This window comes from Rhodopseudomonas palustris (assembly GCF_003591005.1).
GTDB lineage: Bacteria > Pseudomonadota > Alphaproteobacteria > Rhizobiales > Xanthobacteraceae > Rhodopseudomonas > Rhodopseudomonas palustris_K.
Genome location: NZ_QYYD01000011.1, coordinates 167020 through 189805 on the forward strand (window position 1 = coordinate 167020; position 22786 = coordinate 189805).

Genomic DNA, 22786 nt, shown 5'->3' on the forward strand with positions numbered 1-22786 from the left:
TATCAGCAGGATTTCGACGGTGTTGCTCTAACGCAACCTTTACGCTTGTCCGACAACATCAGGAGCAACAAACCGGCTACAAACCAGGTCGCGCCTGAGGCTCATCGATGACGTCCGCCAATATCAAATCCGTCGGCCGGGCTGTTATTCAGCTGTTTCGCGTGCCGTCCGACAATCCGGATCTGATGCGGGCGCAGTTCGACGCGTTCCTAAAGCAGATACCGCTGCTGTACTTCATCTTGATCAGCAACACGATCGCGGTGGCTTATACGTTTGTTCCGCTGGCGCCTGCCTGGTTGACCCTGATCGTGCCGAGCGTGCTGTCGGCGTTGGCGGCGCTGCGGACGTTCTGGTGGCTGCGCCAGCGTCATCTGGTTCGGAGCGACGCGGATATCCTGCGCAATCTGCGGGTGACCAACTGGCTGGTCGCGCCCATCAGCCTCGGCTTCGTGACGTGGTCGTTCCTGCTGTATCCTTACGGGGATGTCTTCGCCAAGGGGCAGGTGGCCTTCTACATGGCCGTGACCGTGATCGGCTGCATCTTTTCCCTGATGCACCTGCGCTCGGCGGCTTTGATCAGCACGTTGCTGGTCAATATCCCCTACGTCGTCTTCTTCTTTCTCACGGGCGAGCCGACGCTCAAGGCGATAGCGATCAACACGCTGCTGGTTTCAGGCGCTATGGTCACGGTGTTGTTCATCTATTATCGCGATTTCGCCGATCTCGTCGCCAGCCGCAAATCATTGCTCGTGAAGCAGGCGGAGACGGAGGCGCTCTCGGACGAAAACTTCAGGCTCGCCAATCTCGACCCGCTCACCGAACTGCCGAACCGCCGGCGTTTCTTCACGGACCTTGCGCGGACATTCAGCGACGCGAAACGCGAGGGCAACCGCCTTGCCGTCGGGATCATCGATCTCGATGGCTTCAAGCCGGTGAACGACATTTACGGCCATACTGTCGGCGATCGAATCCTGATCGATGCCGCCGGGCGGATCCGGGAAGTCTGCGAGGGCTTCGGTCCGCAGCACGTGCAGTACGCAAGGTTGGGTGGCGACGAGTTCGGCTTGCTGATCGTCGGAAACCCGACCGACGACGACCTGCTCGAGCTGGGTCAAAAAATCGGCGATCGGATCAGGCTGCCGTATGCGGTCGATCCGATCAACACGGCGCTGTCCTGTTCGATCGGCTTTGCAGCATTCCCGCAGATCGCGTCATCCGCGGAGGCGCTGTACGAGTGCGCGGACTATTCGCTTTATCACGCGAAGCGGCACCTGCGCGGCCAGGCCGTCATCTTCTCCAAGGAACTCGAGGTCGAGATCCGCAGTCGAAGCGTGATCGAGGGCCTGCTTAGGACTTGCGACTTCGACGTCGAGATGGATCTGGTTTTCCAGCCGATCGTCGATGCCGTGAGCGAGCACACCGTCGGCTTTGAAGCACTCGCCCGCTGGCGCAATCCCGCTTTGGGCTGGGTTTCCCCCGCGGATTTCGTCCCGGCGGCCGAACGGATCGGCCTCATTCGGCCGATGACTCACGCGCTACTCAAACGCGCGCTGGTCGCCGCGCGAAACTGGCCGGACGCCCTTCGCCTGTCGTTCAATCTCTCGGCCCATGACATCTGCGCAGCCGAGGGAATCCTGTCTTTGATCGCCATCGTGGAACGAAGCGGATTCCCGGCGAGCCGCATCGATTTCGAGATCACCGAAACCGCCGTCACCTTCGACTTCGTACGCGCGCAGCAATCGATTGCGACTCTGAAGGCGATGGGGTGTGGCGTCTCGCTGGACGACTTCGGCACCGGCTATTCGTCACTGAGCCACGTTCACAAGCTTCCATTGAACAAGATCAAGATCGATCGAAGCTTCGTCGCCGACATCAACGAAAATGCTGCGAGTTTGAAGATCATCAAGTCGCTGACGTCGCTCTGCGATGATATGGAGATTGCCAGCGTCGCTGAGGGTGTCGAGACCTATGCCCAGCTCGAGACGATGCGTCGGCTGGGATGCCAGTTCATCCAGGGCTACTACTTTGCACGACCGATGCCGGAGTCCGCGATTGCGGACTACCTCCGGACCGAAAGGCAGCGTAACAGCTGTCTGGTCGCTCCCAAGGCCGGTGCTTGATTGCCGACACACGAGCTTTGGCCGCGAGCGAAGACTTGCGTTCTTGTGATTTGATCGTCCGCTCGCCTCGATTGCAAAGCGAACCAGGTCTTACCGAAACCCGCGTGGATGCCCGGCACAGGCCGGGCATGACGCGTGGGGACGCAAGCGCCCGAACTGGTCCCGACCTTAAGCTTGACCGCTTCGCTCGACGGACAACCCGAACACCGGGCGCAGCCGCGTGCCGAGAACGCTGCCGGCGAAGGCGGCGACCAGCCAGACCCAGCCGTGCAGGCTGCCGGAGGCGATGCCGCTGAAGTAGGCGCCGATGTTGCAGCCGTAGGCCAGACGCGCGCCGTAGCCGAGCAGCAGGCCGCCGGCGAGCGCGGCGATCAGCGAGCGAGCCGGGATGCGCCAGCTCGGCGCGAATTTTCCAGCGAGGCCGGCCGCGATCATGGCGCCGAGGATGATGCCGAAGTTCATCACCGAGGTGATGTCGGCGAACACGCTTTGATGCAGCGACGCGGCGCGCGCCGGCACCTGCCAGTAGCCCCAGGACGCGACGTCGGCTCCGGCGAACTCGGCCAGCTTCGAGCCCCACAGCGCGAACGCAGAGGTGACGCCCCAGGGGCGGCCGGCGAGATACAGCGTGGCGAAGTTGCCGAGCGCGAGCGCGATCGCGCCGGCCAGCAGCGGCCAGGGGCCTTGCAGCAGCCGGCGCCAGCCGCGGTGCTGCGGCTCGGCGCCGCTCAGCAGCGTGCCGTGCTTGTTTGTTTCGATGACGCGGGTGAGCGCGGCGATCGCCGCGAAAGCCGCCAGGCTGATCGCCAAAGCCGGAGCCCAGCCGAGGCTGGAAATGATCGAGACCGGACCGATATTCGGCTGCGCCGACCACCACGGCAAATGCAGCGCGCCGATGGTCGAGCCCGCGATGAAGGCCGCCAGCGTGACCAGCATGCGGGTGTTGCCGCCGCCGGCGGTGTACAGCGTGCCGGAGGCGCAGCCGCCGCCGAGCTGCATGCCGATCCCGAACAGGAACGCGCCGACCAGCACCGAGACGCCGACCGCGCCGTATTCGCCGCGCACCGCCTCGCCGAACACCGAGCCGTGCCCGAGCGCGGGAAAGAACAGGATGACCGCGACGGCCAGCATCAGCATCTGCGCGCGCAGACCTGCGCCGCGCCCGTCGGCGATGAACACGCGCCACGCCGAGGTGAAGCCGAACAGCGCGTGATACAGCACCAGGCCGAGACCGCCGCCGAGCACGAACAGCGCGCCTTGGCGCCAGCCATACGCCGCGCCGAGGCCGAGCGCGCCCGCGCTCAAAACGGAGAGGCCGATCGCGACGACGGTCGCGTTGATGGATCCCCGCCCGGAACCGCTGGTGCGATCGGATGCGAGCAGTCGTGCGTCGACGGAAAGGTCGGTCATCGGGAGCCCGGGATTTGCAAGATGATGGTCGACAGTTAGTGTTGACGGGCGATGCGACAACCAGCGGCGGATGAAAGGGAATGAGCTGCTCTTTGCGGCCGTCGCGGCGCGGCGCTGATCCTTCTGCTTCGCCGGTTTGGAGGCAAATCCTCCCCTTTGTTTGGCGTCAGTCTGGGATCATCCGCCTTGCGATGCTGCACCTGGTTCCTGCGGAGCAGCCATGGTGCGGAAGGTGATCGACCAGCGCGGGGCGGCGACCGGCGGAATGCTGTGCTCCCACTCATGGCGCGACGCGCCCGCCATCAGATAGAGCGAACGCGGCTCGGCCTCCAGCGTGACGCGTTGCCAACTTTGCCCGGACCGCCGGCGAAACCTGAATTTGCACGCCGACCCGAGCGACAGCCCGAACACCTCGCCGAAATGCGGCTTGTCGCGATGCCAGCCGATGCCGACGCCGACGTCGTAGGACGTGCACAGCACCTGCGCGATCCTCGTGTTCGCTCCGCCGAACGCCTCGACCTGTGCGACGACTTCGCTCAGCCAGGCTGGGATCGGCTCGGCCTGCTGCAGCCGGCGCAGCGTGTAGTCGTAGCGATAGCCGAACCATGCGACGCGGCGGTGGCCCTCGAACTGGCCGAACTGGAACGGCTGCAGCGGCAGGGCCTCGACATGCGCGATCAGGGCCTGCTCGGACGATGCGGAAATGAAGTTCGGCGCGTAGCGCAGGCCATCAGGCTGCAACCGCGCGGGCGCGAACAAGCTGAGCTGCTCCGACAAGCCGGTGTTCCTTCGATCAATGGATCAGCCGGATATAGGCTGCGTTGGCCGGGAAAATAGACCGGGGCCGGTGCTGTTGCCGCGTGGTCGGCTACGCCAGCAGTTCTTCCATCAGCATCGGCACTTCGGCTGGAATTTCGCGCGCCAGCGCGCCGACGCGGCCGTAGCGCTGGGCCAGCCGTTCGCCGGCCGACGCATGCAGATAGACCGCCCACAGCACGCTGAGCAGCGGTGGCGTTCCTCGCGCCAGCAGGCCGATGAGAATTCCCGCCAAGGTGTCGCCGGATCCGGACGTCGCCAGCGCCAGCGAACCTCGTTTCGACACCCAATGCTCGTTGGCGGAAACCACGAATGTATCGACGCCCTTCATGGCGATGACGGCGCCGGTCGCAGCGTGCGCGCGACGCGCTGCAGCCAGCGCGTCCGCCTCGACTTCGTCGCGCTCGATATCGAGAAACGTCGCCATCTCGCCGGCGTGCGGCGTGATCACCACGCGGCCGGCTTTGTCTTGCAGGAGGTGCGGGACGTCCTTCAGGCCGGTCAAGGCCAGCGCGTCCAGCACGATCTGGGGGCCGTGGACCTCTGCAACAAGCCGTGTTGCCAATTCGCGGGTGGCGTCGAGATCGCTCATTCCCGGGCCGATCAGCACGGCGTCGACCTTGCCGGCCAGCTCGATGATCCGGCCGGCCGCCTCGGGTGAAAGGCCGCCGTCTTCGGTCTCGCTGCACCCGACCACCATCGCCTCGGGCATCGCCAGAGCGAGGTGGGGCGCGACACTGCGACAGGTCGCGATCTGCAAAATTCCGGCGCCGGCCCGCAGCGCCCCGAGACCGGCCAACAGCGGCGCCCCCGGCAAGGTGGCGCTGCCGCCGACGATCAGCACCCGGCCGCGGTCCTCCTTGCCGCCACCGCCATCGTGACGGGGCAGGGGATGGCGACGCAGATAGTCCGGGGTGAGCAGCGTTGCGGTCATGCCGTTCCCTTGTCCGGCTCCTCGGTGACCGGCGCACCTTCCCGCTCGAGCGGGTGGACGTAGTTGTAGCGATGCAGCCGCAGCAAGCTCTGTTCGCCGATGCGTTCGAGCCCGTATTCGGTCACGGCGCAGTTGGCGACGTCGGCTTCGGCGTCGATCCGCAGGATCTGCTCCTCATCCATCTCTTCCAGCAGATAGCGCATGCACAGCACCACGACCTGATGCGCCACGATCAGCACGCGGCGTCCGCTGTAGTGCAGCGTGATGCTGTCCACAACGCTGCGCAGCCGGAGGATGACGTCGCACCAGCTTTCTCCGGACGGCGGTCTGAAATAGAACTTCCCGAGCAGTTGACGAGCTTCGGCCTGAGCGGGATGCCGCTGCTCGATGCCCAGTTTCGTCAGCCGATCGAGCAGGCCGAATTCCTTTTCCCGCAACCGCTCGTCGACGACGAACTTGCCGAACGCCGGATCGAGACCTCCGGCGATACGCACCGCGTCAGCGGTCTGGCGTGCCCGCAGATAAGGGGAAATTAGCACCACGTCAGGACGGCACTCGCCCGGCATGGTGGCGAACCAGCGGCCCAGCGCGGCGGACTGCCGCTGCCCAAGCCCGCTGAGCGGGACGTCGACATCGCGGGCCTGAATATCGATATCTGCAAGCCCCGCGGCGTGGGCCTTGTCCCGGGCGACGTTGCCGGCGCTTTCGCCGTGACGGACGATCCACAATCGGGCTGGCCAACGATCTTTCAACATGCACTCCGCGATCACGCAGCATAATTCGGGCTGTGCGGAGTTGTTCCCGCATCGCGCGTTCGCCGATGCGATCAGCCTTGGCGAGGGCGGGGGGGCGGCGAGATCTACATGCCGTAAAGTATCCTCAGTCGGCCGGTCGCCCGCATCGCGACGACGACGCCGTCGGCGGGCAGGTACAGCTTCTCGAGTTTGGCGGAAGCCAGATGGCCTTCGAGTCGGAAGCCGTTCTGCAGCGGACGGTTGAGCTTGTCATTGGCGGCTTTCAGCAGGTTCTGGTACGCGGGGCCGAAGTCGATACGAGCCTTGTCCTGGAGGTTGGTGATCAGCAGCGCGAGCTGATCGTTCGGCGTTATCACCGCGAGGTCGGACAGCGCGACGGATTGGCCGTCGGCGGCGACGACGACGCCTGCGGAAACGTAGACCCAGTTCTCGGTCGCTGGCTCGTCGGATGGTTTGTCGAGACGCAGGCCGATGATCAGTTTGCCGGACGACGGGTAGATGTCGAGATCGCGCACGGCAAGGCCGGCGATCGGCGTCGCGGCGAGGATGTCGGAGAGTTTCTGCTTGAGCACGTCGTAGCCGATGCGGACCGGCAGGATCACGTCTAATTCGCCCGGTGCGCTGACCTCGTTGCCGAGCGGCGGCAGCGGCGCGGCTTCGACCGCCGGCGGCTGCTGTCCAACGGTGGTCATCGCCGAGCCACGCAGCTCGAGACTGCCGCGCAGCACCTTGCTATCCGCGCTGACGCCCGCGAACGACACCGCCTGCGGTGTCAGCTGCAGCCAGACCGGCGGGGTGTCCGACAGCGCGATCGGGTCGAAGGCGTGGCGCCAGGCGGCGGCGGCCTTGCCCTTGAGATCGAGGCTTCGCGCCGCCGCGTTGGCCCGACTCCTGATCTTGGCCAATTGGCTGCGGATGCGCGGCTCGGCGTATTTGGTCAGCGAGATCTCGCGGCCCAGCACCCGCATCACCGGCGGCTCGCTCCAGCTGAAACGATCGCTGAAGTTCAGCGCCAGCGCCCAATCCTTGGTGAGGCGCGGCCGCGCTTCGGCTTCGACGGTGGCGCTCGCCTCGGTCTCGCCGCGGATCCGGGAGGTGAACCTGTTGGCCCCCTGTGCTTCGAGCGCGCCGTAGATCGGCACCGAACCGTAGACCCGGCCGTCGCGGCCGTAGATCGAGACCCGGCCGGAGCGTTCGACGTAGCCGTCGACATCGCAATTGGCCTGGACGCGAAAGCCGATGACTCGCCGGTTCACGCACGCGACGCGCTCGTCGATGGTGGCCAGCCGCCTGGGGATGCTCTGCTCGATCTTCGACGCGAGCGCCGGCAGTCCGAACTCGACCGCTGCGGAAATCCGCGACTCGGTGGTAAACGGCGCGACGGCATCTGGGGCGAGCGGTGGCTTGTCACTGGCCGCTGCCGCAGTCGACCAGAGCACGACAGCCATCACGGTGGTTGGTGCTTTATGGGCGCGGCGCGGTGGTTTGCCGCGAGGCGGTAGCGACGGTCGAACCTGCAATGCGCATCTCCCTTTGAAAGACCGGGCCGAGACCTCGGTGTATCTTCTGATGCGCCGGCAACAGAGATTGGGAACGCCGCGAACGATTGTGCAGGGTCTGTGGCCACGCGATGAACGTGCCAGCGAATGCGATGAGGCGTGAAAAGGCAAGCCAAAACGAAGGACGATCGCCGCTGCAGGGCCGCGGAAATCGGTTCGCGCAATCATCCTGAAGGCGTAGTTTCATAGCCGCCGGGCCGATTTTTCGGGCGTGCGTTCTGCCGCAGTCTGCGGGCATCGGGGCTTCGGCCTCTTCGATGGAAAACGCCACAATGATGTCCCTTCCTGATCGGCGCCGCCGGCAACTGCTTAAACTCGCCGCCACCGCCATCGCCGCCGCGCCGCTCGGCCTCTCCGCGGCGCAGGCGGCGCCTGGTACCGAACCGCCGCGCCAAGCCGCTCCGAGTGCGGGCGCAAACTTCGGCCCGCAGAAGCGCATCGCGGCCGGCGTGTTGAACGTCGCCTATGTGGACGCCGGGCCGCAATCCGGCCCGGTGGTGATGCTGCTGCACGGCTGGCCCTACGACATTCACGCCTTCGCCGATATCGTTCCGATCCTGGTCGGCAAAGGGTTTCGCGTGATCGTTCCGTCGCTGCGCGGCTATGGCGAGACGCGGTTTATTTCGGACGAGACGCTGCGCAACGGCCAGCAGGCCGCGCTCGCGCTCGACATCGTCGATCTGATGGACGCGCTGAAGATCGACCGGGCGGTGATCGGCGGCTTCGACTGGGGCGCGCGCACCGCCGATATCATCGCGGCGCAGTGGCCGGCGCGTTGCGTCGGCCTGGTGTCGGTCAGCGGCTATCTGATCGGCAGCCAGAAGGCCAACGAGATGCCGCTGCCGCCGGAGGCCGAGCTGCAATGGTGGTATCAGTACTACTTCGCGACCGAGCGCGGCCGCGCCGGCTACGACAAGTATCGGCACGAATTCGCCAAGCTGATCTGGCGGCTGGCGTCGCCGAAATGGGCGTTCGACGACGCCACCTTTGCGCGCTCGGCGGCGGCGTTCGACAATCCCGATCACGTGGCGATTTCGATCCACAATTATCGCTGGCGGCTCGGGCTCGCGGCCGGTGAGGCCAAGTACGACGAGCTCGAGCGCAAGCTCGCGGCGTTCCCCAGCATTGCGGTTCCGACCATCACGCTGGAGGGCGACGCCAACGGCGCGCCGCATCCGCAGCCGGCGAGCTATGCCAACAAATTCACCGGCCGATATGCGCACCGTCTGATCAGCGGCGGCGTCGGCCACAATCTGCCGCAGGAGGCGCCGGACGCCTTCGCGGCGGCGATCATCGATGTCGCGTCCTGGGCCTAGACCGATGTGGCGCCGACGCTCGCACGACGATGGGTCGCCTGCGACCAACATGACGCTGAAGTCGCTTGGATTGATCACGGTCGCGGCAATCTGCCTGGCTGCCGCGGTGGTGCCGGCCCTGGTGGCCGGCCAACCCGGCCGCGCGTCGCCGATCTACGGCGTGACCGTGCCGGAAGGCTACCGGCAGTGGCAGATGATCGGCGTTGCCGAGGAAGCCGAACCGTTGAACGAGCTGCGCGCTGTGCTCGGCAATGCCACCGCCATCGACGCCTATCGGACCAAGCAACTGCCGTTTCCCGACGGCACCGTGCTGGTGAAGCTGGCGTGGAAACGGGTGCAATCGACCGAGTTCGAGCCGGCCTCGGTGCCGAGTGCCGCTACCACCGTGCAGGTGATGGTCAAGGACGCCAACAAATACGCCGCGACCGGAGGCTGGGGATTTGGCCGCTTCGTCAATGGCGAACCGGTCGACGAGGCGCAGCACCAGACTTGTTTCGCCTGCCATCAGGCCCGCGTGTCCGGGCACGACTACGTTTTCACGCGCTACGCTCCTTGAGCAGGCTCTAGCCGGATCGGCGGGGAATGGTATCATTTGGTGGCTGGCGGGCTGACGGCGGGTGATCCGCGGCACAGCTTGAGGAGAAGCCGATCGTGTTCCGACGTCCCGCGCCGCTGTCGCTGGCCAAGCTCAGCGCCGACTGTGGGCTGGCTTCGCTGGTCGTCGCGCTTACCATCGGCGGCGGCTTTGCATTACAGGGCGCGCTCGCGATCACGCCGTCGGCGTCGCTGTTTTCCTGCGGAGTGATGTATGTCGCCTGGCGCCGCGGCATGGTCGCTGGGATCATGGCAATCGTGCTGGCGCTGCTGGCGTTCGAATACTTCTTCCTGCCGCCGCTGCACAGCTTCGCGGTGCGGCGGCAGGACATTCCGCAGTTGGTGTTCTTCGCGGCGGCGGCGCTGTTCGTCGCCTATTTGTGCGACCAGTACAGGCGGGCCGTCGATGCGCGGCAGCGCTCGGACGCGGCGCTGCGCGACAGCGAGAGGCGCGTCGTCGAGGCGCAGCGCGAACTGCAGGTGACGATCGACTCGATCCCCGCGATGCTGTCGATCTATCGGCCCGATGGCGTTCACAGCCTCGTCAACAAGACGTGGATTGACTACACCGGCATGACTCTGGCCGACGCCGTCGTGCGAGGCAGCACGCTGTTTCATCCGGACGACCCGGAGCGTGCGATGTGGCGCGCGGCGTTGGCGAGCGGAGAGCCGGTGGCGACCGAGGCGCCGATCCGTGGGGCGGATGGCAGGTTTCACTGGTTCAGCATTCGCCGCGCGCCACTGCGCGACGAGCACGGGCGGATCGTGCGATGGTTCTCGATCGGCTTCAACATCGACGACCGCAAAATCGCCGAGGACGCGCTGCGCGACCGCGAGATGCGGCTCGCCGCGGCAGAGCGCGAACTGCGGCTCACCCTCGACTCGATCCCGACATTGGCGTGGCGCACCGACCGGATGGGCTTGGCCGAGTATCTCAACCAGCGCTGGCTCGACTACACCGGGCTGACCCTGCAGGAAGCGTGCGGACGGCAATGGATGTCGATCATTCATGCCGAAGATCTGCCGCGGCTGCGGCGCGAATGGGACGAGATGCTCGCCGCCAAGCGCGACGGCGAGATCGAAGCCCGGATGCGCCGGTTCGACGGCGTGTATCGCTGGTTTCTATTTCGCGCCAATCCGGTTCGCGATGACGGCGGCGATGTCGTCGCGTGGTACGGCACCAATACGGATATCGAGGACCGCAAACGCACCGAGATCGCACTGCAGCGCAGCCAGCTGTATCTGGCGGAAGCGCAGGCGCTGAGCAAGACCGCGAGCTTCGCGTGGGATCCTGCCAGCGATCAGCATTACTGGTCCGACGAGACCTACAAGATCGTCGAGGTTGATCACCGCTCCGAGCTGTCGACCGAGCTGGTGATGCAGCGAGTGCATCCCGACGATCGCGCCAAATGGGTCCGCGAACTCGGCCGCGCGGCGGGTGAAACGGAGAACTGGGACTACGAAATCCGTCTGCTGCTGCCGGACGAATCGATCAAGTATTTGCGGGTCGTCGCACATCGTGTCGGCAACGCGGCCGGCGGAACCGAGATCGTCGGCGCGCTGATGGATATCACCGACGCGCGGCGCGCCCAGGAGGCGTTGTACGCGGCGCAGACGGCGCTGGCGCATGCCGGGCGGGTCGCCACGCTCGGCGAGATCAGCGCGACGATCGCCCACGAGGTCAATCAGCCGCTCGCGGCGATCGTCGCCAACGCCCAGGCCTGCCTGCGCTTTCTCGATCGGCCGGTGAAGCCGCTCGACGATGTCCGCGGCGCGGTGGAGTGGATCGTCAAGGACGGCAACCGGGCGGCCGCGGTGATCCGGCGGGTGCGGGCGCTGATGACGCGGGCGGAGCCGGAGCGGTCGCCGGTTCGGCTCGCCGATGTCGTTGCCGATGTCGCGTCGATCATTCAGAGCGAGATCAGGGCCGCAAAGGTTGAGCTGCGGTGTGAGCTCGACGATGCGCCGACCGTGCTCGGCGACCGCATTCAGTTGCAGCAGGTGGTGCTGAACCTGATGGTCAACGCAATCGAGGCGATGCGCGCCGTTGTCGATCGTCCGCGCCAGCTGGTCGTGAGAGCGTCGCGCGACCAAGAGGGTCGGGCGGTGATCGCCGTGGAGGACAATGGCGTCGGGCTTCCGGCCGATCCGCAGACCTTGTTCGATGCATTTCTCAGCACCAAGCCGAAGGGCCTCGGCATGGGGTTGCCGATCTGCCGGTCGATCGTCGAGGCACATGGCGGCCGGTTATGGGCGACAGCGAATGCCGGGCGGCCAGGCGCGACGTTTCGGTTCGCTTTGGCGACGGTCGTGGAGATGGGGATGGGGATGCCGAGCGATGCCGGGACTGGTCCAGCGCGGGCCGCCGAATGATCAACCGCTTGCCGCCTCAGCAGATGGTGCTGGTGGTCGACGACGACGAGTCGATGCGCGTCGCGCTGACCTATCTGTTCCGGTCGATGGATCTCGACGTGAAGGTCTTCAAGTCGGCGGCGGACGTGCTCGATGCCGGGATTCCGGATGTGCCGTGCTGCCTGGTGCTCGACATCCGGCTGCCGGGTGTCAGCGGCCTCGACTTCCAAGAGACGCTGGCGAAGACCGGCCTCGACGTGCCGATCGTGTTCATCACCGGCCATGGCGACATCCCGATGTCGGTGCGGGCGATGAAGGCCGGCGCGGTCGATTTCCTGACCAAGCCGTTTCGCGATCAGGACATGCTCGATGCGGTGATGCGGGCGCTGGCCAAGGATCGCGAACGGCGCGACGCACTCGGAGCGGTCGCCGATCTGCGGCGGCGCTACGAGTCGCTGACGCCGCGTCAGACGGAGTTATTCGTCCTGGTTGCCGCTGGACTGATGAACAAGCAGATCGCCGGACGTCTGCAGGTAAGCGAAGTCACCGTCAAGATCCACCGCGGCATCATGATGAAGAAGATGGCCGCGCGCAGCGTCGCAGACCTGGTGCGGATGGCTGAGGCGATTGGCGTGAAGGCCGGCATCTGAACGATCCCCGCTGATGGCGGACGGGCGCGTCGTCGTTACAACACAAATCCACCATCGATGGTCAGGCTGGCGCCGGTGATGAAGCCGGCATCGCTGCTCGCCAGAAACGACACCAGCGCGGCGATTTCGGCGGGCTTGCCGATGCGCCGCAGTGGAATTCTCTCCGCCAGCGCCGCCGCCATGCCGGCGGTCAAATCGGTCTCGATCGGACCGGGCTGCACATTGTTGACGGTGATGCGCCGTGGCGCCAGTTCGAGTGCAAGCCCTTCTACCAATTTCACGATGGCCGCCTTGGTCATCGCATAGACCGCGCCTTGCGGCGAGCTGCTGCGGATCGCCGTGTTACTGCCGATGGTGATGAGGCGGCCGCCGTTGCGGAGTGCGGGGATGCTGGCCTGCATGGTCAGAAACACGCCGCGGATATTGACGTCGACCAGCAGATCGAAGTCCTCCAGCGGGAACGACGCGATTGGCGCCAGCCGAAGCGCGCCGGCGTTGATGACGGAAACGTCGAGCGGTCCGAGCTCCCGGGCGACGGCGTCAATCGCCTCGCGTACTGCCCATGGGTCGCGGCTGTCCGCCTGCACGGCGATGGCCCGACCGCCGCTGCGCAGGATTGTGTCGCGCACGGCTGCGGCCTGATCGGCGTTGGCCAGATAGGTGAGGGCGACCGCAAAGCCGTCGTCGGCGAGCTGGTGCGCGATTGCGGCGCCGATGCCGCGCGAGCCGCCGAAGACGATGGCGGCGGATGATTTGTCTTCGGCCTGATCGGACATGTCGGTCTTTCACACAGGGCAACGCGGTGAGCGTGCCAATTGTGGGTGAAGCATTGTGTTGCTGCCATCGGCCATGTGCATGGCGAACTAACATGTTGGTCGTAGCCGGCGTGCGATGCGGACGTCCTGGCGTTCGAATTGGTGATGGGAGCTTCCGATGCGTGCCATTCCTTCCGCTTTGCAGGCCAGGCTCGACTCCGGCACGACCACACTGGCGCAATGCTGGATCGTGCGGCGGAGCGACGGCGGTGTGTTCGGCTTCACGGATCACGATCGTGACCTGACGATCGAGGACGTGTGCTGCCGTGCCGGCACCGGGTTTGCGGCGTCGGAGGCGGCGCAGAGATTCGATCTGTCGGTCGATGGCGCGGAGATTTCCGGGGCGCTGGCCGACGATCTGCTCAGCGAGGCCGATCTGGCGGCGGGGCGGTTTGATGCGGCCGCGATCGAAAGCTGGCTGGTCGATTGGAGCGAGCCGTCGCTGCGGGTGCTGACGGCGCGGGGCAGGCTCGGCGAGGTGCGGCGCGAAGGGCGCGCCTTCACGGCCGAGCTGCGCGGGCTGGCCGATCTGCTGTCGCAGGAGAGCGGGCGGCTGTACACCGCGAGCTGCGGTGCCGATCTCGGCGATGGCCGCTGCCGGGTCGATCTCGGCAACGCGATCTGGCGCGGCACCGGCAGCGTCGCAGCGATGTTCGGCGTGTCCACGCTCGCGGTGACGGGGCTCGATGGCTTTGCGGCGGGGCTGTTCACCGGCGGTCGTCTGCGCTGGAGCAGCGGCGCCAATGCCGGCGCGGCGATCGAGATCAAGCAGCATCGCATCGTGGCCGGGCAGGCGCGGCTATCGCTGTGGCAGGCGATGGCCGAGCCGATCGCGCAGGGCGATGGCTTCGTCGTGACGGCAGGGTGCGACAAGCAGTTTTCGACCTGTCGGGACCGTTTCGGCAACTCGGTCAACTTCCGCGGCTTTCCGCAAATTCCCGGCAACGACTTCGTCGTCGGCTACCCGGTGCCGGGCACGCCGGGCCATGGCGGCGGGTCGATCGGCGGCGACAAGTAATCAGCTTGGTGCAGGACCATGATTTACTCTGCAGGCGATCTTCGGATTCAGGCATCACTCACGCGCGACGCGCTGGTCGCCGAGGCGCGAAGCTGGATCGGCACGCGCTATCGGCATCAGGCATCGCTGAAGGGCGTCGGCTGCGATTGCCTGGGGCTGGTGCGCGGCGTGTGGCGCGGCTGCATCGGCCCCGAGCCGGAGGCGCCGCCGCCTTACGCGCCGGACTGGGCCGAGGCGCGCGGCGAGGAAGCGCTGGCGGAGGCGGCGCTGCGCCACCTTGTGCCGATTGCCTGCGACGCCTTCGGCGCCGGCGACGTGCTGTTGTTCCGCTGGCGCGACACCTACGTCGCCAAGCATGTCGCGATCGCGAGTTCGCCCGCGACCATGATCCACGCCCACGATGGCGCGGCGGTGTGTGAGATCGCGATCACGCCATGGTGGCGGCGACGGCTGGCTTATGCGTTCGCGTTTCCGGGGGTGGAGGATTGAGACGCGGGCGGCGGCGTATGGGCGGCGGCCTGGGTCTGGGTGATCATGGTTCGGATCGCCGCGACGGTCTCGCGGGACAGATGTTTGTCGGCGCCGAGCGCGACGTAGAGTGCGGCGAGCGTGTTGCGGCGGGCGTCGAGCGGGATCGTCATCTTGCCGCGCGGACCTTCGGCGAGACCGAACAGGCACTGCGTCGCCAGGTCGAGGTCGTAGCCGCGGGCCCAGCACCACATCCGCACCGCCGTCGACCAGCCGCGATGATAGGCGCGGAGCGCGATGCCGACGTCGAACAACGCCTGCACGGCCGCGTCGCGTTCGGCTTCGGTCGCAGCCATGTCGACTGCGTAGTAACGTTCGGCCGTCTGCAAGGCGGCGATCCGCTGCTGCTGCAGGGCAACGACCGGCTTGCCGATGAAATACACGGCCACCCACGCCGCGATCGCGGCTCCAGCACCTGCTAATACATCCTGCATCATTCCATCCCGAGCCGGCGGCCGTGCCGCAGCGGCCTACGATGCAAATGCCGCGCCCGCCGTCAATGCGGCGCGACTCATCATTCCGTCGCAGTCGGGGTTCGCAGCTCCGCGACGGCGGTGACTTGGACACCTCCTTCAACGAATGGCGAAGCTCATGGCAGCTCTGGTTTTGTCGCTCGCCGGCGGTGCGGTCGGCGCGTTGTTCGGGCCGGCGGGCGCGATCGCCGGCCGCATTGCCGGCGCGGTGGTCGGCAATGCGCTCGATCAGTCGCTGTTCGGCGGCGGTTCGCGCCACGTCGAAGGGCCACGGCTCGCCGATCTCGACATCATGGCCTCGACCGAGGGCGCGCCGATCCCGCGCGTCTACGGCCGGGCGCGGCTCGCCGGGCAGGTGATCTGGGCGACGCGGCTCGAGGAAGTGATCAGCAACGAGGAGAGCTCGGCAGGCGGCAAGAGTTATGGCGGGCCGACCACGACCACGACGACGTACACGTACTTCGCCAATTTCGCGGTCGGACTGTGCGAGGGGCCGATCGGCCGCGTCGCGCGGATCTGGGCGGACGGCAAGCCGCTCGACCTGTCCGGCCTGAACGTCCGGGTCTATCGCGGCGACGAGGGGCAGCAGCCGGACGGACTGATCGTCGCCAAGGAGGGCGCCGGCAACGCTCCGGCGTATCGCGGTCTTGCTTACGTGGTGTTCGAGCGGCTGCCGCTGGCCGATTTCGGCAACCGCATTCCGCAGCTGTCGTTCGAGATCATCCGGCCGATCGGCCTGCTTGAACAGATGATGCGCGCGGTGACGCTGGTCCCCGGCACCACCGAATTCGGCTACGAGCCATCGACGCTGGTGCAGATCGTCGACAAGGGGACGTCCGCGCCGGAGAACCGCCACGTCACCGAGGCGCCCTCCGATGTCGTTGCCGCGCTCGACGATCTGCAGGGCGTGTGCCCGCGGCTGGAGCGCGTCGCGGTGGTGGTGGCGTGGTTCGGCTCCGATCTGCGCGCGGGGCAGTGCAGCGTGCGGCCCGGGGTCGAGAGCCGCGACAAATGGCTCGACCGGACGATCTGGTCGGTCGACGGCGCGAGCCGGGACGATGCCTGGCTGGTGTCGCAGGTCGGCGGGCGGCCGGCGTTCGGCGGCACGCCGTCCGACGACAGCGTTCGTCATCTGATCGCGGAGTTGAAGGCGCGCGGCTTGAAGGTGACGTTCTATCCGTTCGTGATGATGGACGTGCCGGCCGGCAACGCGCTGCCGAACCCGTGGACCGGCGCGGCGCCGCAGCCGCCTTATCCCTGGCGCGGCCGCATCACCTGCGATCCGGCGCCAGGGCGGCCCAGCTCGCCGCAAGGCAGCGCGGCCGCGGCCGGGCAGGTGGCGAGTTTCTTCACCGGCGGCGCCTGGAACTACCGGCGGATGATTTTGCACTACGCCCGGCTCTGCGCCGCTGCGGGCGGCGTCGACGCGTTCCTGATCGGGTCGGAGCTGCGCGGGTTGACGCGAGTTCGCTCCGGAGAGGGCGTGTATCCGGCGGTGCAGCAGCTCGTCGCGCTGGCGGGCGACGCCAAGGCGATCGCCGGCGCCGGCACGCTGGTGACCTATGGGGCCGACTGGACCGAGTACGGCGCCGACGTGGTGACGCCGGACGCCGGCGAGGTGCGGTTTCCGCTCGACCCACTGTGGGCGTCGCCGGCGATCAGCGCTGTCGGCATCGATTACTACGCGCCGCTGGCCGACTGGCGCGACGACGCCGGACATCTGGATTCTGCGATCGCCGGATCGACCTACGACCGCGATTATCTGGCGCGCAACGTCACGGCCGGAGAAGCGTTCGACTGGTACTACGCCGACGACGCGGCCCGCGCCGCACAGGCCCGCGCGCCGATCACCGACGGGCTCGGCAAGCCGTGGACGTTTCGCGTCAAGGACATCCGCAGCTTCTGGGCGCAGCCGCATCACGAGCGGCTCGGTGGCGTCGAGCTTGCGGCACCGACCGCGTGGCTGCCGATGAGCAAGCCGGTGTGGCTGACGGAAGTGGGCTGCCCGGCGGTCGACAAGGGCGCCAACCAGCCGAGCGTGTTTCCCGATCCGAAATCCAGTGAGAACTTTTCACCGTATTTCTCCAGCGGCGATCGCGACGACCTGATTCAGCGCCGCTATCTGGAGGCGATCATCGCCGCGTTCGATCCGGCGTTCGGTGCGAGCGACGCGCGTAACCCGGTGTCGCCGCTGTATGGCGGGCGGATGATCGATCCGTCGGCGATCCATCTGTGGACCTGGGACGCGCGGCCCTATCCGGTGTTTCCCGCGGCGGAGAATGTGTGGAGCGACGCGCCGAACTGGCAGACCGGGCATTGGCTGAGCGGCCGGCTCGGCGGCGCGCCGCTCGATGCGCTGGTGGCGCAGCTGCTCGCGGACAGCGGGGTCGGCGGGGTTGATAGTTCGTCGTTGCGGGAAGCCTGCGACGGCTATGTGGTCGACCGGCCGATGACGCCGCGGGCGATGATCGAGCCGCTGGCGATGGCCTATGCGTTCGATGCGGCCGCAGCCGGCGGCGTGCTGCGCTTCGTGCAGCGCGGCGGCGCGCCGGCGGCCGAGTTCGGTGAGGACGATCTGGTGCTGCCCGACAACGGCACGCCGTCACGGCTGACGCGGGCGCAGGAGACCGAGCTGCCGCACGAAATCGCGTTCGGCTTCTCGGACGCGCTGGCCGATTATCGACGTGCCGCAGCCGCGTCGCGGCGGTTGGTCGGCGGCGCCGCGCGAATCCTGCACAGCGACCTCGCGGTGGTCACCAACGAGGCGGCGGCGACGCGCCGTGCGGAGATCTTCCTGCAGGATCTGTGGGCCGGCCGCGAGACGGCGAGCTTCGCGCTCGGGCCGCAGCATCTGCGGCTGGCGCCGGGTGATGTGGTGGGAGTGACGCTCAACGGCCGCCGGCGGCTGTTCGAGATCGGCGAGATCGTCGACGCCGAGGCGCGGCAGCTCAGGGCGCGCAGCATCGATCCGGAGGTGTTCGCGCTGCCGCAGCGGGCGCCGCGGCGGATCGCGCCGCAGCTGCCGGCGGCGCTCGGGCCGGCGCATGTCGTGGCGCTGGATCTGCCGGCGATCGACGCGCGGGCACCCGACGTGCTGACGCGGCTCGCGGTGTTCGCCAATCCGTGGCCCGGTGCCGAGCTGATCTACGCCTCGGCCGACGGCGCGAGCTATCAGCCGCTGGCGAGCGCGGCGGCGCGGGCAGTGGTCGGTGAGACGCTCGATCCGTTGCGGCGCGGACCGCTGGCGCGGTGGGACCGCGGCAATCGCCTGCGGGTGCGGCTGTACGGCGGCGCGCTGACGTCGCTGCCGGATGCGCGCGTGCTCGCCGGCGGCAACGCAGCGGCGGTGCAGAACGCCGACGGCGCGTGGGAGATCCTGCAATTTGCCAATGCGGAGCTGGTCGATGGACACACATACTTGCTGTCGCGCTTGCTGCGCGGCCAGGCGGGGAGCGAGCAGGCGATGCGCGATCCGCTGCCGGCCGGGGCGCCGTTCGTGCTGCTCGATGCCAATCTGGTGCCGCTGGCGCGTGGGCGCGATGCGGTGGGCCGGCCTCGGTTGTTGCGCGTGGTCGCGGCGGCGCGCAGCCATGACGATCCCAGCGCGGTGGCGCTGACAATGACGCCCGGCGCGACGGCGCTGCGACCGCTGGCGCCAGTACATCTGCGGGCCTCGCGCGACGCCGCCGGCGTGCATCTGAGCTGGATCCGCCGCAGCCGCATCGACGCGGACAGCTGGGACGGCGAGGTGCCGCTCGGGGAGGATAGCGAAGCCTACGTCGTCGACATCCTCACGCCCGGCGGCGCGGTGGTGCGATCGCTGAGCAGTGCGTCGCCGCAAGCGCTGTATCCGGCGGCGCTCGAGCTCGCCGATTTCGGCGCGCCGCAACCAAGCCTGCGCGTGCGCATCGCGCAGCTGTCCGCCACCGTCGGCGCCGGCTTGGCTGCCGACGCTGTGCTCGTACCTTGAGACAAGAGGATTGCCATGACTGCTACACCCAATCTCGCGCTGCCGTTCATTGAGGCCGCGCAGGCGCAGAAGCACGTCACCCACAACGAGGCGCTGCGCATCCTCGATGCCGCGATCCAGATCGCCGTGGCCGACCGCACCCGGACGGCGCCGCCGGCGAGCCCCACCGAGGGCGAGCGCCACATCGTGGCGCCCGGTGGCAGCGGCGCCTGGGCCGGACAGGGCCAGGCGATCGCCACCTGGCAGGACGGCGCCTGGGCGTTCCTGGTGCCGAAGCCGGGCTGGTGCGTGTGGTCGATCGCCGACGACATCCTGCTGGTGTTCGACGGCGCGACCTGGCGCGACCTGCGCGACCTGCCGGTGTCGCTGGACAACGCTCTGCATCTCGGCATCGGCACCACGGCGACGGCCCCCAATCTGCTGAGCGTCAAATCGAACGCGGCGCTGCTCGCGGCGATCGCGGCCGCCGCCGGCGGCAGCGGCGACATCCGGCTGCAGCTGTCGAAGGAGAGCGCCGCCAGGACCGCTTCGGTGGTGTTCTCCAACAATTACTCCGGCCGCGCCGAATTCGGCCTGGTCGGCTCGGATGCGTTCAAGCTCAAGGTCTCGCCGGACGGCGCCGCCTGGATCGAGGCCTTCATCATCGATCCGGCGAGCGGCAACCTGGCGCTGCCGCGCGGGCTGGCGTTGTCGGGCGTGGTCGCGCCGCCGCAGATCGCCGCCAACCAGAACGATTACGCCCCGACCGGGCTGGCGTCGGCGGCGGTGCTGCAACTGTCGTCGGACGCGGCGCGCAGCCTCAGCGGGCTCGCGGGCGGCAGCGAGGGCCGCGTTCTCGTCATCGTCAATGTCGGCAGCCAGCCGATCACGCTGCTCGACGACAGCGCCACTTCGGCCGCCGCCAACCGGTTCGCGCTCGGCGCGCCGGTTCCGGTGCTGCCGCGGCAGGCGGCGGTGCTGCGCTACGACGGCACCGCGATGCGCTGGCAGGCGCTGGCCGGCGGCGCGGCCTATGCGGTGTCGTATGGGGTCGCCCAGGCCCTCAGTCCGGCGCAGCAGGCGCAGGCACGCGCCAATGCCGGCGTGCCGGGCCGCAACTATCTGATCAACCCGAGCGGCGAAGTCGTGCAGGGCGCGATCGGCAGCCAGCCCGACGCCAGCTACGATTTCGACCAGTGGCTGACGCTGACGCAGGACGCCGCGGTGAGCGTCAGCAGCCTGCCCGACGCCGAGGCCGGCACGCCGACCATGATGCGGTCGCTGCAGTCCGCCGCGGCGCCGCAGCGGTTCGGCCGGATCCAGTGGCTGGAAAAACTGCTGTGCCGGGAGCTGCGCGGCCAGACGGTGGTGCTGTCGGCCAGGGTACGGTGCTCGTCGGCGATCACGCTGCGCTACGCCATCGTCGAATGGACCGGCACCGCCGACGCGATCACCAAGGACTTGATCGCGGATTGGGCGAGCGCCAGCCCGACCGCCGGCAATTTCTTCACCGCGGCCTCGACCGTGGTGGTCGGCACCGGCGCCACCACGCTTGCCGCCAATACGCTGACCGACCTTCTGCCGCTCAGCGGCACGGTGTCGCCCGTGATGAACAATCTCGCGGTCCTGTTCTGGACCGACGCGGCGCAGCCGCAGAACGTCACGCTCGACATCGGCAAGGTCAAGCTCGAGCGCGGCAGTGTGGCGACGCCATTCGTGGCGCCGCGCTGGCGCGACGTGCTCGCCGACTGCCAGCGCTACTTCGCCAAGACCTACGCCACCGCCGTTCCCCCCGGCACCCCATGGGCAGGCGGCGGGCTCCAGCATATTGTCGAAGCCCCCTGCAACTACGCATCGCTGCCGACCTGGCTGTTTCCGGTCGAGATGCGCACCGCGCCCTCGGTGATGCTGTATTCACAGGCGACCGGAGCGGCTGGGCAGATTTACAATCAGAGCAATTCTATAGACATTGCTGGAATAGCGAATGGCATAAATTCAAAGAGTTGTTCTCCAAATGTCAACAATATTGCTGTCTCGGCTTTGACAGCGCTGATGGTCCAGGTCGTCGCTAGTGCTCGGCTGTAGTTGTGTCGAATAGGACTTGAAAACTTAAGGGTGCAGTTAGTCGACCCGTTAGGTCGAGCTTCCAGTACACCCTGCATGACGGGTTGGTTGTCCCAGCCGGTGTTTGTCGGTCAGTCAAAGCCTGATCACGACCTCCAATATCAATCGCGGTCGGGAGACAGCGTTACGACAGCATTCACCGGAACTTCTATCGGACTAACAATGCGCACAATGGTCGGCGGAGGTAAGCTTGATCGCGCTATGGACGGAGGCGAAAGTTCAACGGTTCAACTTCGAGGGTGAAATATTACGCGTCTTCGGGTGACGATGCCCTTCAATCGTCGAGCCGGCGGCAACCACTCCGTATCGTGCAGCAGGGGGAGGGCCGTCGAGATCTGCCAAATTATTGTCAGTAAAGCCAACGACATTCAATTATGGGTCAGTTTAATTATATAGGGCTGTCTTCCTGGACTTGGAGTCTTGCAATCGCGGAGGGGCTCGAAGGAGGAACTGAAAGCCAAGTTATCCAATCTTCCGTGATACAAAGACCCAGCTATTGTAGATGGCAAAAACGCTTTCGTAGAATTTGTCCCCGTGCGCTGAGAGAATTTCGGACGGACCTATCAATGAGCAAAACCTCTCGACGATATCTCGTCCATAGGTCGTGAAGGCTAGTACGCCTTCAGGTCGGAATGGATCGCCATGATACTCGGGTTCAACCAAGTGAACAACGTCACCGTCTTTCAGTTTTGCTCGGGCAAAACTAACTTCTTGATCCCAAGAAACCGGAATAGTGCTGATATGATATCCGCCGGGTCTAAGAATGCGACGGATTTCGTTGAACGCGCGTTCCGGGGCTGGGACATGCTCAAGAACATCTTCTGTAATGATTAGGTCGAATGAATTGTCGTGAAAAGTTGTGCGCTGAATGTCCTGGCACAAGATGCCGTTCTTGAAGGTGCCCGGCTCGACACCATCCACATATTCACTGCTAACAACGTTCTTGCCAGTCTTGACCGCTTCGTAGACCGCTTCCTTTACACATGTGATATAGAGGGCTCCCTCAAAATTAAGGGCAAAGTCGGTCAACGATGCGGCACTTGTGCGTGTTTTGAAAATGTCGAGTACGGCTATGGCAACATGTCTATTGCGCCCCACTGAGGTGCAATGCTGGCAAATGAAGTCGTTCCGTTTGCAAGGAAACTCCTGCGGTGCGTATGATCTGAAGACGCCGTGGATTCCGCAAACCGGACAATATGCGAAACGAGTCTCCACTACGCCTTGCCAATGGCCCATCAGGTCATCATCATTTTTCATTGATCACTCTCGCGACAGGATCTCATTCTGAGTCTTGCTCGATCGGATTTAAGTAGACACCGCTCGACGGCTCAAAATGCCTTCTCGAGCCGAGAGAGTAGATAGACGCATAAACC

17 protein-coding genes are annotated in these 22786 nt (G+C 66.4%); 9 read left to right on the forward strand and 8 right to left on the reverse strand.

The window, feature by feature from the left end; all coding sequences use genetic code 11:
* The first annotated feature begins 107 nt into the window (after positions 1 to 107).
* Positions 108 to 2120 (forward strand): putative bifunctional diguanylate cyclase/phosphodiesterase, encoded by a 2013-nt coding sequence (locus tag D4Q52_RS12785; RefSeq protein ID WP_119856936.1) that lies wholly within the window; start codon positions 108 to 110, stop codon positions 2118 to 2120.
* Positions 2121 to 2288: 168 nt separating this feature from the next.
* Here D4Q52_RS12785 and D4Q52_RS12790 read toward each other — a convergent pair whose 3' ends face one another.
* The 5 genes from D4Q52_RS12790 to D4Q52_RS12810 form a co-directional block, all read right to left on the reverse strand.
* Positions 2289 to 3530 (reverse strand): YeeE/YedE family protein, encoded by a 1242-nt coding sequence (locus D4Q52_RS12790; protein ID WP_119856937.1) that lies wholly within the window; start codon positions 3528 to 3530, stop codon positions 2289 to 2291.
* A gap of 177 nt (positions 3531 to 3707) precedes the next feature.
* Complete coding sequence (locus D4Q52_RS12795; protein WP_182915301.1) at positions 3708 to 4307, reverse strand: alpha-ketoglutarate-dependent dioxygenase AlkB; 600 nt, start codon at positions 4305 to 4307, stop codon at positions 3708 to 3710.
* A 91-nt stretch (positions 4308 to 4398) separates the two neighbouring features.
* Positions 4399 to 5280, reverse strand: a complete 882-nt coding sequence (locus D4Q52_RS12800; protein ID WP_119856938.1) for an NAD(P)H-hydrate dehydratase — start codon at positions 5278 to 5280, stop codon at positions 4399 to 4401.
* Complete coding sequence (locus D4Q52_RS12805; protein WP_234831176.1) at positions 5277 to 6050, reverse strand: histidine phosphatase family protein; 774 nt, start codon at positions 6048 to 6050, stop codon at positions 5277 to 5279. The genes D4Q52_RS12800 and D4Q52_RS12805 overlap by 4 nt, the downstream gene beginning before the upstream one ends.
* 89 nt (positions 6051 to 6139) lie before the next feature.
* Positions 6140 to 7483, reverse strand: coding sequence for a DUF4403 family protein (locus D4Q52_RS12810; RefSeq protein ID WP_234831177.1), 1344 nt, complete (start codon positions 7481 to 7483; stop codon positions 6140 to 6142).
* Between the two features lie 383 nt (positions 7484 to 7866).
* Between D4Q52_RS12810 and D4Q52_RS12815 the strand changes: the two genes are divergently transcribed.
* The 4 genes from D4Q52_RS12815 (at position 7867) to D4Q52_RS12830 (ending at position 12506) form a co-directional block, all read left to right on the forward strand.
* Positions 7867 to 8910 (forward strand): alpha/beta fold hydrolase, encoded by a 1044-nt coding sequence (locus D4Q52_RS12815; protein WP_119856974.1) that lies wholly within the window; start codon positions 7867 to 7869, stop codon positions 8908 to 8910.
* A 49-nt stretch (positions 8911 to 8959) separates the two neighbouring features.
* Entirely contained in the window at positions 8960 to 9466 is a 507-nt protein-coding gene (locus D4Q52_RS12820) for a cytochrome P460 family protein (protein WP_119856975.1), read from the forward strand.
* A 95-nt stretch (positions 9467 to 9561) separates the two neighbouring features.
* The gene (locus D4Q52_RS12825) at positions 9562 to 11877 is read left to right on the forward strand and encodes a PAS domain-containing protein (protein WP_119856940.1); all 2316 of its coding nucleotides are present in this window, start codon (positions 9562 to 9564) and stop codon (positions 11875 to 11877) included.
* Complete coding sequence (locus tag D4Q52_RS12830) at positions 11874 to 12506, forward strand: response regulator transcription factor (RefSeq protein WP_119856941.1); 633 nt, start codon at positions 11874 to 11876, stop codon at positions 12504 to 12506. The genes D4Q52_RS12825 and D4Q52_RS12830 overlap by 4 nt, the downstream gene beginning before the upstream one ends.
* Before the next feature lie 35 nt (positions 12507 to 12541).
* On the opposite strand, the gene D4Q52_RS12835 is transcribed toward D4Q52_RS12830, so the two are convergent.
* Entirely contained in the window at positions 12542 to 13282 is a 741-nt protein-coding gene (locus tag D4Q52_RS12835) for an SDR family NAD(P)-dependent oxidoreductase (RefSeq protein ID WP_182915302.1), read from the reverse strand.
* A 157-nt stretch (positions 13283 to 13439) separates the two neighbouring features.
* Between D4Q52_RS12835 and D4Q52_RS12840 the strand changes: the two genes are divergently transcribed.
* On the forward strand, positions 13440 to 14339 hold the full coding sequence (locus D4Q52_RS12840; RefSeq protein WP_119856942.1) for a DUF2163 domain-containing protein: 900 nt from the start codon (positions 13440 to 13442) through the stop codon (positions 14337 to 14339).
* An 18-nt stretch (positions 14340 to 14357) separates the two neighbouring features.
* Positions 14358 to 14828: a peptidase P60 gene (locus D4Q52_RS12845; RefSeq protein ID WP_182915303.1), complete on the forward strand. Its 471-nt coding sequence runs from the start codon at positions 14358 to 14360 to the stop codon at positions 14826 to 14828.
* On the opposite strand, the gene D4Q52_RS12850 is transcribed toward D4Q52_RS12845, so the two are convergent.
* Positions 14795 to 15301, reverse strand: coding sequence for a hypothetical protein (locus D4Q52_RS12850; RefSeq protein ID WP_119856978.1), 507 nt, complete (start codon positions 15299 to 15301; stop codon positions 14795 to 14797). The genes D4Q52_RS12845 and D4Q52_RS12850 overlap by 34 nt on opposite strands.
* Before the next feature lie 157 nt (positions 15302 to 15458).
* Between D4Q52_RS12850 and D4Q52_RS12855 the strand changes: the two genes are divergently transcribed.
* Both D4Q52_RS12855 and D4Q52_RS12860 read left to right on the forward strand, forming a co-directional pair.
* Positions 15459 to 19310, forward strand: a complete 3852-nt coding sequence (locus D4Q52_RS12855) for a baseplate multidomain protein megatron (protein ID WP_119856979.1) — start codon at positions 15459 to 15461, stop codon at positions 19308 to 19310.
* Between the two features lie 15 nt (positions 19311 to 19325).
* The gene (locus D4Q52_RS12860; protein ID WP_119856943.1) at positions 19326 to 21374 is read left to right on the forward strand and encodes a DUF2793 domain-containing protein; all 2049 of its coding nucleotides are present in this window, start codon (positions 19326 to 19328) and stop codon (positions 21372 to 21374) included.
* 501 nt (positions 21375 to 21875) lie between these two features.
* Here the strand turns inward: D4Q52_RS12860 and D4Q52_RS12865 are convergent.
* Positions 21876 to 22670, reverse strand: coding sequence for a class I SAM-dependent methyltransferase (locus D4Q52_RS12865; protein ID WP_119856944.1), 795 nt, complete (start codon positions 22668 to 22670; stop codon positions 21876 to 21878).
* Positions 22671 to 22786 lie beyond the last annotated feature (116 nt).

What these genes read in the sequence shown, in the direction of transcription:
- D4Q52_RS12785 (WP_119856936.1), top strand. Translation starts at nt 108, where the DNA reads ATGACGTCCGCCAATATCAAATCCGTCGGCCGGGCTGTTATTCAGCTG.
- D4Q52_RS12790 (WP_119856937.1), bottom strand. Translation starts at nt 3,530, where the DNA reads ATGACCGACCTTTCCGTCGACGCACGACTGCTCGCATCCGATCGCACC.
- D4Q52_RS12800 (WP_119856938.1), bottom strand. Translation starts at nt 5,280, where the DNA reads ATGACCGCAACGCTGCTCACCCCGGACTATCTGCGTCGCCATCCCCTG.
- D4Q52_RS12810 (WP_234831177.1), bottom strand. Translation starts at nt 7,483, where the DNA reads ATGGCTGTCGTGCTCTGGTCGACTGCGGCAGCGGCCAGTGACAAGCCA.
- D4Q52_RS12815 (WP_119856974.1), top strand. Translation starts at nt 7,867, where the DNA reads ATGATGTCCCTTCCTGATCGGCGCCGCCGGCAACTGCTTAAACTCGCC.
- D4Q52_RS12820 (WP_119856975.1), top strand. Translation starts at nt 8,960, where the DNA reads ATGACGCTGAAGTCGCTTGGATTGATCACGGTCGCGGCAATCTGCCTG.
- D4Q52_RS12830 (WP_119856941.1), top strand. Translation starts at nt 11,874, where the DNA reads ATGATCAACCGCTTGCCGCCTCAGCAGATGGTGCTGGTGGTCGACGAC.
- D4Q52_RS12835 (WP_182915302.1), bottom strand. Translation starts at nt 13,282, where the DNA reads ATGTCCGATCAGGCCGAAGACAAATCATCCGCCGCCATCGTCTTCGGC.
- D4Q52_RS12840 (WP_119856942.1), top strand. Translation starts at nt 13,440, where the DNA reads ATGCGTGCCATTCCTTCCGCTTTGCAGGCCAGGCTCGACTCCGGCACG.
- D4Q52_RS12845 (WP_182915303.1), top strand. Translation starts at nt 14,358, where the DNA reads ATGATTTACTCTGCAGGCGATCTTCGGATTCAGGCATCACTCACGCGC.
- D4Q52_RS12850 (WP_119856978.1), bottom strand. Translation starts at nt 15,301, where the DNA reads ATGCAGGATGTATTAGCAGGTGCTGGAGCCGCGATCGCGGCGTGGGTG.
- D4Q52_RS12855 (WP_119856979.1), top strand. Translation starts at nt 15,459, where the DNA reads ATGGCAGCTCTGGTTTTGTCGCTCGCCGGCGGTGCGGTCGGCGCGTTG.
- D4Q52_RS12860 (WP_119856943.1), top strand. Translation starts at nt 19,326, where the DNA reads ATGACTGCTACACCCAATCTCGCGCTGCCGTTCATTGAGGCCGCGCAG.
- D4Q52_RS12865 (WP_119856944.1), bottom strand. Translation starts at nt 22,670, where the DNA reads ATGAAAAATGATGATGACCTGATGGGCCATTGGCAAGGCGTAGTGGAG.